This window comes from Pseudomonas sp. PA-5-4B, from assembly GCF_021606215.1.
Taxonomy (GTDB): domain Bacteria; phylum Pseudomonadota; class Gammaproteobacteria; order Pseudomonadales; family Pseudomonadaceae; genus Aquipseudomonas; species Aquipseudomonas edaphica.
In genome coordinates, this window is sequence record NZ_WKDB01000034.1 from 17,127 (window position 1) to 30,548 (window position 13,422).

The 13,422-nt window shown below is 60.3% G+C and carries 12 protein-coding genes and 1 pseudogene; 5 read left to right on the forward strand and 8 right to left on the reverse strand.

Features of this window, described 5'->3' with window-relative positions; all coding sequences use genetic code 11:
- Window positions 1–137 precede the first annotated feature (137 nt).
- A complete protein-coding gene (gene sfnG, locus GIW28_RS17715; RefSeq protein ID WP_099548248.1) occupies window positions 138–1,223 on the forward strand; it encodes a dimethylsulfone monooxygenase SfnG in 1,086 nt (361 codons plus the stop codon).
- On the opposite strand, the gene GIW28_RS17720 is transcribed toward sfnG, so the two are convergent.
- Window positions 1,207–2,307: a GNAT family N-acetyltransferase/peptidase C39 family protein gene (locus GIW28_RS17720; protein ID WP_236447931.1), complete on the reverse strand. Its 1,101-nt coding sequence runs from the start codon at window positions 2,305–2,307 to the stop codon at window positions 1,207–1,209. The two genes, sfnG and GIW28_RS17720, sit on opposite strands and share 17 nt — an antisense overlap.
- Window positions 2,308–2,401: 94 nt before the next feature.
- Between GIW28_RS17720 and GIW28_RS17725 the strand changes: the two genes are divergently transcribed.
- Both GIW28_RS17725 and GIW28_RS17730 read left to right on the forward strand, forming a co-directional pair.
- The gene (locus GIW28_RS17725) at window positions 2,402–3,988 is read left to right on the forward strand and encodes a RimK family protein (protein WP_236458976.1); all 1,587 of its coding nucleotides are present in this window, start codon (window positions 2,402–2,404) and stop codon (window positions 3,986–3,988) included.
- A gap of 6 nt (window positions 3,989–3,994) precedes the next feature.
- Window positions 3,995–4,933 carry a magnesium transporter CorA family protein gene (locus GIW28_RS17730; protein WP_099548253.1) on the forward strand — a complete coding sequence of 313 codons (939 nt, stop codon included), beginning with the start codon at window positions 3,995–3,997 and terminating at the stop codon, window positions 4,931–4,933.
- 104 nt (window positions 4,934–5,037) lie between these two features.
- Here the strand turns inward: GIW28_RS17730 and map are convergent, their stop codons facing one another.
- A complete protein-coding gene (map, locus tag GIW28_RS17735; RefSeq protein WP_017135044.1) occupies window positions 5,038–5,787 on the reverse strand; it encodes a type I methionyl aminopeptidase in 750 nt (249 codons plus the stop codon).
- Window positions 5,787–5,987 carry a ParD-like family protein gene (locus GIW28_RS17740; protein WP_017135045.1) on the reverse strand — a complete coding sequence of 67 codons (201 nt, stop codon included), beginning with the start codon at window positions 5,985–5,987 and terminating at the stop codon, window positions 5,787–5,789. Before GIW28_RS17740 ends, map begins: the two co-directional genes overlap by 1 nt.
- A 275-nt stretch (window positions 5,988–6,262) precedes the next feature.
- Between GIW28_RS17740 and ilvA the strand changes: the two are divergent.
- Window positions 6,263–7,261 (forward strand): annotated as a pseudogene (gene ilvA, locus GIW28_RS17745) (threonine ammonia-lyase, biosynthetic); the annotation flags it as partial.
- 247 nt (window positions 7,262–7,508) lie between these two features.
- Complete coding sequence (locus tag GIW28_RS17750; RefSeq protein WP_017135047.1) at window positions 7,509–7,775, forward strand: DUF1652 domain-containing protein; 267 nt, start codon at window positions 7,509–7,511, stop codon at window positions 7,773–7,775.
- A gap of 73 nt (window positions 7,776–7,848) precedes the next feature.
- On the opposite strand, the gene GIW28_RS17755 is transcribed toward GIW28_RS17750, so the two are convergent.
- The 5 genes from GIW28_RS17755 to GIW28_RS17775 form a co-directional block, all read right to left on the reverse strand.
- Window positions 7,849–8,109 (reverse strand): DUF2790 domain-containing protein, encoded by a 261-nt coding sequence (locus GIW28_RS17755; protein WP_099548257.1) that lies wholly within the window; start codon window positions 8,107–8,109, stop codon window positions 7,849–7,851.
- A 100-nt stretch (window positions 8,110–8,209) separates the two neighbouring features.
- Window positions 8,210–9,148, reverse strand: a complete 939-nt coding sequence (locus GIW28_RS17760; RefSeq protein WP_099548259.1) for a carbohydrate kinase family protein — start codon at window positions 9,146–9,148, stop codon at window positions 8,210–8,212.
- A gap of 12 nt (window positions 9,149–9,160) precedes the next feature.
- Window positions 9,161–10,642: a xylulokinase gene (gene xylB / locus GIW28_RS17765; protein WP_169988517.1), complete on the reverse strand. Its 1,482-nt coding sequence runs from the start codon at window positions 10,640–10,642 to the stop codon at window positions 9,161–9,163.
- A gap of 169 nt (window positions 10,643–10,811) precedes the next feature.
- A complete protein-coding gene (locus GIW28_RS17770; RefSeq protein ID WP_099548262.1) occupies window positions 10,812–12,293 on the reverse strand; it encodes a mannitol dehydrogenase family protein in 1,482 nt (493 codons plus the stop codon).
- A 16-nt stretch (window positions 12,294–12,309) separates the two neighbouring features.
- Window positions 12,310–13,413 (reverse strand): ABC transporter ATP-binding protein, encoded by a 1,104-nt coding sequence (locus tag GIW28_RS17775; protein ID WP_017135052.1) that lies wholly within the window; start codon window positions 13,411–13,413, stop codon window positions 12,310–12,312.
- Window positions 13,414–13,422 lie beyond the last annotated feature (9 nt).

A 13,422-nucleotide genomic window follows, 5' to 3' on the forward strand; every position in this document is an offset into this window, starting at 1 on the left:
CATCCGCGACATTCGCCGGCTTGGCAAAAACCACAGCGATATACGCCGCAACGCCCGTGGGGTGGCGCTTTGATGATGTCTGGCACGCTTGCTGCTCAAGCCTGGTTACATCCTTCTTTCGTGCGAGGTACTGCCAGATGAGTCAGCAAGCCGTGAAATTTGCCTATTGGGTGCCCAACGTCAGCGGTGGGCTGGTGGTCAGCAAGATCGAACAGCGCACGCACTGGGGCATCGACTACAACCGCAAGCTCGCGCAGTTGGCCGAGGCGGCCGGCTTCGAATATGGCCTGACGCAAATTCGCTTCACCGCCGGCTACGGTGCCGACAATCAGCATGAGTCTGTAGCGTTCAGCCATGCGTTGCTGGCGGCGACCACTAGGCTCAAGGTGATCGCCGCGATCCTGCCTGGCCCTTGGCAGCCGGCGCTGGCGGCCAAGCAGCTGGCGACCATCGACCAGCTCACCAATGGGCGCATCGCGGTGAATATCGTCAGCGGTTGGTTCAAGGGCGAATTCCAGGCCATTGGCGAACCCTGGCTGGAACATGACGAACGTTATCGCCGTTCCGAGGAGTTTATCCGTGCCCTCAAAGGCATCTGGAGCCAGGACGATTTCACTTTCAAGGGTGACTTCTACCGCTTCAACAATTACAGCCTCAAACCCAAGCCACTCGGCCAGCCGGAGGTGTTCCAGGGCGGCAGCTCACGGGCGGCGCGGGACATGGCGGCACGCGTGTCGGACTGGTACTTCACCAACGGCAACACGCCCGAAGGTATCAAGGCCCAGGTTGACGATCTCCGCATCAAGGCCGCGGCCAATCACCACTCGGTGAAAGTCGGTGTAAACGCGTTTGTGATCGCCCGCGACACCGAAGAAGAAGCCCGCGCCGTGCTCGCCGAAATCATCGACAAGGCCGACCCCGAAGCGGTGAATGCGTTTGGCGATGCGGCCAAACAGGCGGGCAAGGCCTCACCGGAAGGCGAGGGCAACTGGGCCAAGTCCAGCTTTGAGGACCTGGTGCAATACAACGACGGCTTCAAGACCAACCTGATTGGCACGCCGCAGCAGATCGCCGAGCGCATAGTCGCGCTCAAGGCTGTGGGCGTGGACCTGATACTGGCTGGCTTCCTGCATTTTCAGGAAGAGGTCGAATACTTCGGCCAGCGCGTCCTGCCGCTGGTGCGCGAGCTGGAAGCCAAGGCCGGCGTCAAGCAGGTGGCTTAAACAACACGACGGCCGCGCGCAATTTGTTATTGCCAAAACGGCACATGCGCTCGAACTCCCCATGGCTGACCGGCAGATGCTGGCAGTCCAGGGATTGGCGATGCTGGCTGTGGTCCACGTCGGGGTCGTGCAGGTAGACGAACTCTTCATCGCAGTCGGTGACCATCACCCAATGTGGCGACTTGGAACGGGTGAGGCGGTAGCTGCTGATCAGTACCAGCGGCTGCCCGCCGGCCTGCAATACCTGCGGTAAATCCAGCGCGCCGCCGAATACCTGTTCGACTTCGCTGCCGACCAATTCCTCTTCAAACGCCTCATGCACTAAGCGCATCACGTCCTTTTTGTGCTGGTCGCGCACGCCATCCAGAAACAACGGCCCGCGCACATTCACCTGCATACGCACCCGAAAACCCCGGCGCCAGGCCGCCAAAGCCAAGCCTTGCGGGCTGCAGCCGCCATGGCCTGCGGTCATGAACACGGTGGTGGCTTCACGCCAGATCTGCAGTTCTTCGCGCCGCCCGGCCACGCGCCCAGGCAGCAACGCGCCCATGGCCATCAGCAAGCACGCGGCGCCACAGGTGAAGTCGGTGGTCTGCTGGTAATAGGGCACGCTCTGGGGGCGTGCGACCTGGTGCTGGAGGATGCGTTTTTCCAGGCGAATAGCGGCGGTGTGATCTTCGTAATAGTCATTTATCAGCGCAAAGCGGCGATAGCCGTTGCGCTCGTACAGCGCCAGGGCGCCGGGGTTGTCGGTGCGTACTTCCAGGCGCAGATAGGCGCAATCATGTTCCAGGGCGCAGGCCTCGATGCGCGTCAGCAATTGCTTGCCCAAGCCCATGCCGCGCGCACGCTCGGCGATGGCGATGGAGTACAGGCGCGCCAATGAAGTGCCGCGATGGAACAGCACCAGTGCATAACCTTGCAACTGCGCATCATTTTCCGCCACCAGCAACTGGCCATGGGCACGGCTGATCATCCACTGGAAACTGCGCAACGAGAGCCGGTCGGTGGTGAAACAGTGCTGTTCCAGTGCGACCAATTCAGGCACATCAGCAGGGGTTGCAACGCGAAAGGAAAGAGCCATATAACCGCCGTAAAAGTTGCGTAACGAAACGGGACTTCTCTAAAAGATCGTGCTTAATAGAAAAGGTCGAGTTCTCTAAAGCGGATCAAATATTATGTCAGCGGTACAAGGTCATTGGCGTGAAGTATCCGAGCAAAACGTCGCGGCGACAATAACTTCCAGCGGTTATTTTTCGGTCGCAAGCAAAGGTTCCAGCCAAGTGGTGATCATTGTCGAACGCAAGGAAGATTGGGCCTCTTACTTCCCCAGCGAAGACATCGTGACCGCCCAGGAATACCTTGAACAAACCCGTGAAAGCGAGACGGGCAAGCGTGTGCAGGTGATCAACCTGTGCCGCAGTTACAAGTACCTGGGCCACGGCTACTACTGCTCGTTGTTGGCCGAAGCGCGCGGGCACAAGGTGATTCCGTCGGTACGCACCATCAGTGAACTGACTAAAAAGTCGCTGTATGGCTTGTCACTGGATGACCTGGATAAAACCCTCGATAAAGCCTTGAGTCATCACCTTTACAGCAATACCGAAGGCTTTACCCTGACACTTTATTTTGGTCGAACCAATATAGAGCCGCTGCAAGAATTGGCCCGCCAGTTATTTGAAACCTTCCCGTGCCCGATCTTGTTAGTTGAGTTTCGCAAACACAATGGCTGGCACATCGACGGGGTCAAGTCCGGGGTCTTGCACAAGTTGCGCGATGACCAGGAAGACCAGTTCGCCCACGCCCTCGACAACTTCAGCCGCAAGATCTGGCGCCAGCCGCGCTCACGCCGCTTGGCGCGGTATGACCTGGCGATTCTTCATGACCCGCAGGAGCAACTGCCGCCGTCCAATGCTCGCGCCCTGGAAAACTTCGTGCGGGTCGGCAAAGGGCTGGGCATCGATGTGGAACTGATCGAGCGTAAGGATTACTCACGGCTGGCCGAGTACGACGCCTTGCTGATCCGCGAGACCACCAGTGTCGACAACCACACCTATCGCTTTGCCAAAAAAGCCGAAAGCGAAGGCTTGGTGGTCATGGACGACCCGGCATCGATCCTGCGCTGTACCAACAAGGTCTACCTCACTGACCTGCTCAACAGCCATCAACTGGGCATGCCCGCCACCGAGATTCTCTACAAGGAGCGACCGCAAGATTTCGAAAGGGTCGGCGAGCGCCTGGGTTTCCCGCTGGTGTTGAAGATCCCCGACGGCTGCTTCTCGCGCGGCGTAATCAAGGTGGAAAGCCAGGGAGCCCTGCTCAAGGCCACCGCCGAGTTGTTCGAACATTCGGTGCTGTTGCTGGCCCAGGAGTTTTTCTACACCGAGTACGACTGGCGCATTGGTGTGCTCAACCGCAAGCCGATCTTTGCCTGCCAATACTTCATGTCCAAGGGCCACTGGCAGATTTATAACCACAAGGCTATCGGCCAGGACATCAACGGCGAATGCCGCACCCTGGCGGTTCATGAAGCGCCCAAGGCAGTGGTGGAACTGGCGGTCAAAACCGCCAACCTGATCGGCGACGGCCTCTACGGTGTCGACCTCAAGCAGTCCGGCGACAAAGTGGTGGTGATCGAGGTCAACGACAACCCCAATATGGACGCCGGTATCGAAGATGCCTATTTGCAAGACGACCTGTATGCGCTGGTGCTCGAGGAGTTTGTACGGAGATTGGAGTTGAAACGCCAGGGCCAGGGCTGGTGACGCGCGATGATTCAGCGCTTTGAACTGACCGACGGAAAACTGTGCAAGGCGGACAAGGACGACGCTGCAATCATGCTGTTCAACAACCCGGACACGGCCGAGCGCGAGTGGTTGCGCGACCATCACAAACTCGACGAGCACGCCCTGGCTTCGGCGCTTGACCCAGATGAAGTCTCACGCATCGAGTTTCACCCCGATAACCTGTTCCTGATCTGGAAACGCCCGGAGAACTACTCGGGCGGCGGCAGCCTGATGTTCGAAGTGGCCTCCTGCGGGCTATTGTTTTCACCCGGCCGCCTGCTGGTGATCGCCACGGATGACACCCCACTCTCCGGGCTCGGCGCGCGTCGGCCGTTGCATACGCCGCTGGATGTGCTGCTCGACTTGCTGCTTAACAACATTCACCACTACCTGGGCCACCTGAAGGTGATCAAGCTGGTGGCGCGGGAGTTGCAGCAACAGTTCAATGCGTCGATGAGCAACCAGCACCTGATGCAGATGTTTAACCTCAGTGAAAGCCTGATCTATTACATCAACGCGCTGCACAGCAATGGCGCGGTGTTGTCGCGGTTGCGCAACCACGCGGAAAAGGAGCATTTCAGCGCCGAGGTGCTGGGGTTGATCGATGACCTGATCATTGAGAACCACCAGTGCTACAAGCAGGCGGAGATCTACTCCAACGTGTTTTCCGGGCTGATCGATGCACGCGGCAACCTGATGAACAACAGCATGAACAACCTGCTGCGCAAGCTGACGTTGATCAACGTGGTGTTTCTGCCGCTCAACCTGATCGCCAGCGTGGGCGGCATGTCGGAGTTCAGCATGATGACGGCGGGCACGCCGTGGTGGGTGTCGTACCCGCTGTTGATGGTGGCGATGGGCGTTGGGGCGGGGTTGATGGTGTTCGGGCTAAAGCGCATCGCAGGCGGCGCCAGCCGCGCGTGAACACGGATTCCTCCTGTGGGAGCTGGCTTGCCTGCGATGCCGGCGCCTCGGTGTGTCAGTGACACACAGTCGATGCTATCGCAGGCAAGCCAGCTCCCACAGGTTTACGGTTGCAGTGTCAGCACTTCAAAGCCGTCCGCCGTCACCGCCACGGTATGCTCCCACTGCGCCGACAGGCTGTTGTCCTTGGTCACCACCGTCCAGCCATCCTTGAGGTCGCGCACCTTGGCGCTGCCCTGGTTGAGCATCGGCTCGATGGTAAACACCATGCCTTCGCGCAGTTCCAGCCCGGTGCCGGGGCGGCCGAAGTGCAGCACTTGGGGTTCCTCGTGCATCTGCCGGCCGATGCCGTGGCCGCAATACTCACGCACCACGCTGTAGCCGTTGGCTTGCGCATGGCTCTGGATCGCATGGCCGATATCGCCCAGGCGTGCGCCGGGGCGGACCTGGCGAATGCCGGCCCACATGGCTTCAAAGGTCTGTTCCACCAGGCGCCGGGCCTTGGGCGCCACGCTGCCAATCATGTACATCTTGCTGGAGTCAGCGATAAAACCGCCTTTTTCCAGGGTGATGTCGATGTTGATGATGTCGCCGTCTTTCAACACATCCTTGGCACTGGGCATGCCATGACACACCACTTCGTTGATCGAGGTGTTGATGCAAAAGGGGTAGTCGTATTGCCCAAGACTCGCCGGCCGGGCTTTGAGCTCGTTGCGGATGAAGGCTTCGACGGCGCTGTCCAGCTCCAGGGTCGAGCGCCCGGCGGCGACAAAGCCGTCGAGCATGCTGAATACCTGGGCCAGCAGGCGCCCGGATTCGCGCATCACGGCCAGTTGTGCGGGTGTCTTGATCATCAGCCGCGCCCTCGGATCAGGTCGGGTTTGTCCAGCAACAGCTTGTTGATCAGCTCGTTGTAGGGCAGGTGCGGGTTGAGTTCGGCCAACAGGCCGATCTTGATCCAGAACTCGGCCTGGGCATTGATGGAGCGGTCCATGGCGGCGCTGGCCAGGCGAAGCTGTTCGTGCAGTTGGTCGGTAATCTTGACGATGCCCATGGGTTTCACTGTGTTAGATGGATATACAAAGCGTATACGTTTCGTATATCGCTCGTAAACCCCAACCCGCTAAATGGCCACAGGCCATTGACTTGCCCAGCCACCGCCGGTTAATTTCGGTGCATGACATTTCCAGCCTTGCGCCGCCAGCCGAGCATTATTATTACCGCCATTCCTCATTTGGCGGGATAGCACACGGCTGCACCCAAACCCGCCCTAGAGGCGGGTTTTGTTTTTCCGACTCCTGGGCAGCACACCAACACCAGGAGACGCCCATGAGTACCCACCGCGCCGCGCAAACCGCCAATACCGGGCTGCTTGAGCACTACGTGAAAAAGATCCTCGCCGCCCCGGTTTACGACGTGGCAGTGCGCACGCCCTTGCAATCGGCGCCTGCGTTGTCGGCGCTATTGGGCAACCAAGTACTGCTCAAGCGGGAAGATTTGCAGCCGACGTTTTCCTTCAAGATCCGTGGCGCCTACAACAAGCTGGTGCAACTCGGCGATGAGCAGAAAGCCCGTGGGGTGGTGACCGCCTCGGCGGGTAATCATGCGCAGGGCGTGGCATTGGCGGCGCGGGAACTGGGCATCAAGGCCCGCATCGTCATGCCGTGCAGCACGCCGGAATTGAAGGTGCTGGGCGTGCGCTCCCGTGGAGCCGAGGCGGTATTGCATGGCGAAAGCTTTCCGTTTGCCCTGGCCCATGCGTTGCAATTGGCCGAGGCGTCGGGTTGCACCTTTGTTTCGCCGTTCGATGACCCCGATGTGATCGCCGGCCAAGGCACGGTGGCCATGGAAATACTGCGCCAGCAGCAAGGCCCGCTGCACGCGATCTTCGTGCCGGTGGGCGGCGGCGGCCTGATCGCCGGGATTGCCGCCTATGTCAAATACCTGCGGCCCGAGGTGCGCATTGTCGGCGTCGAACCCGAGGGTTCCAGTTGTCTGCTGGCTGCCTTGCGCGCCGGTGAGCGGGTGGTGCTGCCCAGTGTCGACGGGTTTGCCGATGGCACCGCGGTGGCGCAGATCGGCGCCTATGGCTTTGAGATCTGCCGCGATTGGGTCGATGAAGTGATCACCGTCAGCAATGACGAACTGTGCAGCGCCATCAAGTTGATCTACGACGATACGCGCTCCATCACTGAGCCTTCAGGCGCACTGGCGGTGGCGGGCGTTCGCAAGTACGTCACCCAAAACGGCGTGCGCGGGCAGACCTTGGTGGCAGTGAACTCAGGGGCCAATATCAACTTTGATAGTTTGCGACATGTTGCGGAGAGAGTAGCGGCGCAAAGTGTAACTTAGTGCATAAACGTTTAATCGACGCAGTTCGACGAGGATGCTGGCTACACGAACCGGCTTATATAACGCGCCGTTGTGCTTATGAGGAAAAGTTACAACAGCAACGGACTTTGCCGAGTAGGCTTATTGACTATAAACGTCTGCCAAGGTCGGTAAGACGTGGTGGGCCTGCGCCTGCCGGACACACAAAAATCTGTTGGCAGTCTCAAAAAAGGAGAGGTTGGCCATGCTTTCGGAACTAGAGCTACGCAGCATTATTGAAGGAAGTTTCCTGCCCAAGCGGTGTGAATGTACCAAAGCCGAAGACGCCTCGTTGACGATCAAGGTGTATGACGACCGCGACCGTGACCGGGTGGATTTGGAAGTCAAAGGTATCAACGCGGAAAAACTCGACAGCAGTCGAGCCATTTGCAACCTGATCAGCGGGTTGCGCGAAGACCTCAAGCACACTCAAGCGCCTGCTCAGCAAAGAGTGGCGGGGCGCGGCTACTAGTCAGCCAAGTGTTTGAGAGTGATTCACCGACGACCTGTGGGCCTGGTAAACGCCAGGCCCAATGCGGTGTGTTTCAATTCTGAAAATCGCAGGCTTCGGACATTTTTCGGTAGCCCACATCTTCGATCTTCCCGGCTTTGTCCACGAACTTGATATCGGCGTTGATCACCTTGCACACGTCGGTGTCTTCCTCGTGCATGGCGATCACTTTGTCGACGTTCAAGGGCATGCCGTATTGATACTGCACAGGCTTGGCGGCGGTGTCGGCCTGGGCCATCCCCGACACCGCGGCAAGGGCCAAGGTGGCGGTGAATAACAAGGTACGCAGTTTCATGGTGGTGCTCCGCAAGTGAGTTCAATTTCACTCTCGGCTTGCGGGATTAACCATCGATTAATTTTGCCTTGGCTGACAAAACCTTCATGAAACCCAGGCTTCAGCCCAACTGCTGGCGATATGGCAGGTCCGGCCCGGTCTTGCTGCAGGTCAACGCGGCGGCGCGGATCGCGAAGCCCAGCATGCTGTCGATCTGCGCGCGTGTCAGCTGTTGCAGGCCGTCAATCGAATCCAACTGCTGCTCGGTCAACCAGGCAATCAACGCGGCCTGGAAGGTGTCGCCGGCGCCCACCGTATCGGCCATCACCACCTTGACCGCAGGTTGCGACCAACTGCCGTGCTGGCGGCTGAACACGCTGGCGCCATCGCCGCCACGGGTGAGGAACACCAATTGGCAACGGTGCTGCAACCAGCCTTGCAGCACGCTCTCGGGCGACTGGTCGGGGTAGAGCAGGTGCAGGTCTTCATCGCTGACTTTAATCAGGTCGGCATGCTTGACCAACTCGGCCACGCGCTCACGCCACAGCTGAATATCCGGTTGCGGGTTGAGCCGCACATTGGGGTCCAGGCTGATCAGGCGCTTGCCGCTTTCGCGCTTGACCAGGCTCAGCAGGGTGTCGCCGATCGGCTGCACCACCAGCGAAAACGAGCCGATATGCACGCCACGAACCTCATCGCCCAAGGTCGGCAGATGCTCAAGCGTCAATTGCCGATCGGCGCAGCCTTCGCCGCGAAAGCTGTATTGCGGTGAGCCGTTGGCGCCCACGGCAACCATCGCCAGGGTGGTTGGCGCGGCAAACTCAAGCAGAAACCGCTGGCTGACGCCTTCGTCCTTGAGCACTTGCACCAAGCGCTGGCCGAGGAAGTCGTTGGACACGCCACCCAACAGCGCGGACTCAATGCCCAGGCGGCGCAAACCCACGGCCACGTTGAACGGCGAACCACCGGCAATGGCTTTGTAATTGACCCTGGAAGCCTGCCCGCTGGCATCCTCCTCGCTGAAAAAATCGAACAGCGCTTCGCCACACACCAGATACATAGTCGTTCGCTCTTAAAGGGTTGCCACGAGTTGCTGATAGCGCTCGTAAGCCTGTTGATAGGCACTGACATTGGCCGCCACCGGCAGCGTGCGGCTGCTTGGGTCGACACTCACACATTTGTCGCACAGGCTGGCCAGGGTGTCGCCGGACTGGCTCCACGCCGCCTGGATCGCCGCGCCCAGGGCAGCGGCTTCGCTTTGTTCGGTACACACCACTTCGGTGTTCATGATATCGGCGACCATCTGCCGCCACACCGGGCTTTTCGAGCCGCCGCCGATCAGGCGGATGCTATGGCTTTGCAGGCCGGTCTGGCGCAGCAGGTCGAGGCCGTAGCGCAGGCCGAAGGTGGTGCCCTCGACCACCGCGCGACACAGGTTGGCGCGGGTCAGGTTGGTCATGGTCAGCCCGTGGAGGCTGCCGGTGGCGTGGGGCAGGGCGGGCACGCGTTCGCCATTGAGGAACGGCAGCATGCTCACGCCATCGGCGCCAATCGGCGCTTGCGCAACCAGGCTGTTGAAGGTCGCAAGGTCAAGCTCGAACAGCTCGCGAATCACCCCGGTGGCGTTGGTCAGGTTCATGGTGCAGATCAACGGCAGCCAGCCACCGCTGGACGAACAGAAGGTCGCGACCGAGGCTTGCGGGCTGACATTCGGCTGGTCGGCAAATGCGTAGACGGTGCCGGACGAACCCAGGCTCATGGTGATCACGCCGGGGGCGATATTGCCGGTGCCGATGGCGCCCATCATGTTGTCGCCGCCGCCGCTGGACACCTTGGCATTGGGGTTGATCCCCAGGCGTTCGGCGATGGCCGGCAGGATGCTGCCGACAGCTTGATCCGCCGCAATCAACGCGGGCAGGGCCTTTTCCAGGCGCCCGCTCGGGTCGATGTGCGTAAGCAGTGCCACGTCCCACTCGCGGCTGCGCACGTTGAAGTAGCCGGTGCCCGACGCATCGCCGTATTCCGCCACAGCGCGGCCGGTGAGCCAATAATTGAGGTAGTCGTGGGGCAGCAGGATATGCGCGATGCGTGCGAACACGTCCGGGTGTTGTTCGCGGGTCCACAGCAGTTTCGACACGGTATAGCCCGGCGCAATCGCCACGCCGAGGCGTTCCAGCGAGCCGCTTTCGCCGCCCAGGTACGCCAGCAGGCGGTCGTTCTCCGGGGCGGTTTCGGTGTCACACCAGAGTTTGGCCGGGCGTAGCACCTCACCGTGCTCGTCCAGTAGCACCAGCCCGTGCTGCTGGCCGGAGACGCCGATGCCGAGAATGTCCTGGCCGTCCACGCCAGCCTGTTGCAGGGCGCGGTGAGTGGCTTCGGTAAAGGCATCCAGCCATTCCTGGGTGTGCTGTTCGCGACGGCCATTGGCGCCGCTGATCAGCGTATGCGCGGCGGCGCCCAGGCCCAGGACCTTGCCGCTGGACGCGTCGAGGACGATGGCTTTGGTGCCCTGGGTGCCGCAATCGATGCCGAGGTACAGGTTTTGCTGGGTCATGAAGGAGTGCTCAGCAGTATTATTCTTGGATTGTTAACCCGCTCAAATGTGGACGCTGGTCTGTGTGGGAGCTGGCTTGCCTGCGATGCCAGCACCTCGGTCTATCAGTCAAACCCAGGTGATGCTATCGCAGGCAAGCCAGCTCCCACACAAGCCAGCTCCCACATTTTTAATCGGGTGTTTTCAGCAGTTGCTGCAGTGTTGCGGTGACGCCGTTGTCGCGCAAGCTGACAAAGCACCGCTCAAACGCTGCCACAAACTCAGCCGAGTTGGGAATAGCCTTGCCAAAAATCTCTTCCACACCCAGCAGGCGTTGGCTGATCAGCGCATCGTCACTCACCAGCCCTTGGCAGAACTCGGCGCGTGGGTCGGGGATCTTGTAAGTCACGCCGTTTTCATCAACGCCTTTGAGGTACAACGCCCAGGCGGCGACAACCAACGCCGCGCGCTCAGTCTCACGCCCATCGGCAATCAAGCGATTGATGGTCGGTACGGTGAACTTGGGAAACTTCGACGAGCCATCGGAACATACACGCTCCAACTGGTCGGCAATCGCCTGGTTGGAAAAACGATCCACCAGCGTCTGCTTGTACTGGGTCAAATCGATGCCCGGCACCGGCGCCAGGTTTGGCGTGACGTCCAGGTCCATGTAGGCACGCATATAGGCCACAAACACCGGGTCATTCATGGTGTCGTGCACAAACCGATAACCCTTGAGAAAACCCAGGTAGGTAAGGGCCAGGTGGCTGCCATTGAGCAGGCCGATCTTCATCTCTTCGTAAGGCGTGACGTCATCGGTGAACTGCACACCGACGGTTTCCCACGCCGGGCGGCCGTTAACGAATTTGTCTTCCAGCACCCATTGCACGAACGGCTCGCACACCACTGGCCAGGCGTCGTCGATGCCGTGCTCATCGTGCAGTTGCAGGCGGTGGGCGGTGCTGGTCATCGGCGTGATGCGGTCGACCATGGCATTCGGGAAGCTCACGTTGGCCTTGATCCAGTCATGCAGCTCGGCGTTGTGCAGGGCGGCAAATGCCAGCAGGGCCTTGCGTGTGACGGCGCCGTTGTGCGGCAGGTTATCGCAGGACATCACGGTAAACGCCGGGGTCCCGGCGGTGCGGCGTTGGGTCAGTGCGGCGCAGATAAACCCGAACACGGTTTTCGGTGCATTAGGGTGCGCCAGGTCGTGCTGGATCTGCGGCAGGTGCGCCATGAACTCGCCGTTACTGTCATCGATGCAGTAGCCGCCTTCGGTGATGGTCAGCGAGACAATCCGAATCTCAGGGCTGGCCAGCTTGTCGATCAGCGCCTGGGCGCCGTCTTCGGCCAGCAGCATGTCGCTGATGGCGCCGATCACGCGCACTTCGGTGTCGTCGGTGTCGCCCAGTTCATACAGGGTGAACAGGTAATCCTGGCCGGCCAGGTCGTCGCGGGCCTTGCGGTCCTCGCTGCGCAGGCCGACGCCGCAGATGCTCCAGTCCAGGCCAGCGCCGGTATTCATCAGCGCATCGGTGTAATACGCCTGATGCGCACGGTGGAAACCGCCGACGCCGATATGCGCGATGCCCTGGGAGGTGCTCGCAATGGCGTAGGCCGGAATTTTTACTTGCGGCGCCAATTGGGTGAGGTTCTGTTTATTCAGTTTCATCACAAGTCTCGCGAAATCAGGCGGCAGCGCGCAGTGGACGAGCCACGGCCACGCCATCGGTGTCGAACAGATGGCAGTGCGCCGGGTCCAGGTGCAGGTGCAGGGTTTCGCCGTATTGGCTGGCCATGTCGCCACGAATCCGCATGGTCAGCGGCTCGCCGTTGGCGGTGATGACGTGGCAGAAGGTGTCGCTGCCCAGGCGCTCGCCGACGTCGGCGGTGACGGTCAGGGTGGTTTGCCCAGGCGAGGCAATTTCCAGGTGCTCCGGGCGAATCCCCAGGGTCACCGCGCTGCCCACGCTCAAGCTGGCACCGCTCAATGGCAGGCTGATCAGGGTGCCGGCGTCCAACTGCACGTCGCAGCCCTGGCTTTCAATACGGGTGACTTTACCCTTGAGGAAGCCCATTTTCGGCGTGCCCAGAAAGCCCGCCACAAACAGGTTGGCCGGCTGGTGGTACAGCTCCAGCGGCGAGCCGACCTGCTCGATTCGGCCGCTGTTGAGTACCACCACCTTGTCGGCCAGGGTCATGGCCTCGACCTGGTCGTGGGTCACGTAAATCATGGTGGCTTGCAGCTCTTTATGCAGGCGCGCCAGTTCCAGGCGCATCTGCACGCGCAGGGCGGCGTCGAGGTTGGACAGCGGTTCGTCGAACAGGAAAATCTTTGGGTTACGCACGATCGCACGGCCGATTGCCACGCGCTGACGCTGGCCGCCGGAAAGCTGCTTGGGCTTGCGCTCCAGCAACGGGCCGAGTTCGAGGATGCGCGCCGCTTCGCTGACTTTGCTCTCCACCAGCTTCTTGTCGACGCCGGCCAGGTCCAGGGCAAACGACATGTTCTTGCGCACGCTCATGTGCGGGTACAGCGCGTAGGTCTGGAACACCATGGCCAAGTCGCGCTTGGCGGGGGTGACTTCGGTGATATCGCGGCCATCGAGTTCGATGGTGCCTTCGGTGACTTCCTCAAGGCCCGCGATCAAACGCAGCAGGGTGGATTTACCGCAGCCCGACGGGCCGACGAACACCACAAATTCCTTGTCGTTCACTTCCAGGTCAATGCCCTTGATGATCGAGAAACCTTCGAAGCCTTTTTGCAAATTCTTGATTTTCAGGTTGGCCATGATGGGCCT

Coding starts and splice junctions, on each gene's coding strand:
- GIW28_RS17770 (WP_099548262.1), bottom strand. CDS start 12,293: ATGAAACTGAATAAACAGAACCTCACCCAATTGGCGCCGCAAGTAAAA.
- GIW28_RS17725 (WP_236458976.1), top strand. CDS start 2,402: ATGTCAGCGGTACAAGGTCATTGGCGTGAAGTATCCGAGCAAAACGTC.
- GIW28_RS17730 (WP_099548253.1), top strand. CDS start 3,995: ATGATTCAGCGCTTTGAACTGACCGACGGAAAACTGTGCAAGGCGGAC.
- GIW28_RS17740 (WP_017135045.1), bottom strand. CDS start 5,987: ATGGGCATCGTCAAGATTACCGACCAACTGCACGAACAGCTTCGCCTG.
- GIW28_RS17755 (WP_099548257.1), bottom strand. CDS start 8,109: ATGAAACTGCGTACCTTGTTATTCACCGCCACCTTGGCCCTTGCCGCG.
- xylB (WP_169988517.1), bottom strand. CDS start 10,642: ATGACCCAGCAAAACCTGTACCTCGGCATCGATTGCGGCACCCAGGGC.
- GIW28_RS17760 (WP_099548259.1), bottom strand. CDS start 9,148: ATGTATCTGGTGTGTGGCGAAGCGCTGTTCGATTTTTTCAGCGAGGAG.
- GIW28_RS17720 (WP_236447931.1), bottom strand. CDS start 2,307: ATGGCTCTTTCCTTTCGCGTTGCAACCCCTGCTGATGTGCCTGAATTG.
- GIW28_RS17775 (WP_017135052.1), bottom strand. CDS start 13,413: ATGGCCAACCTGAAAATCAAGAATTTGCAAAAAGGCTTCGAAGGTTTC.
- GIW28_RS17750 (WP_017135047.1), top strand. CDS start 7,509: ATGCTTTCGGAACTAGAGCTACGCAGCATTATTGAAGGAAGTTTCCTG.
- map (WP_017135044.1), bottom strand. CDS start 5,787: ATGATCAAGACACCCGCACAACTGGCCGTGATGCGCGAATCCGGGCGC.
- sfnG (WP_099548248.1), top strand. CDS start 138: ATGAGTCAGCAAGCCGTGAAATTTGCCTATTGGGTGCCCAACGTCAGC.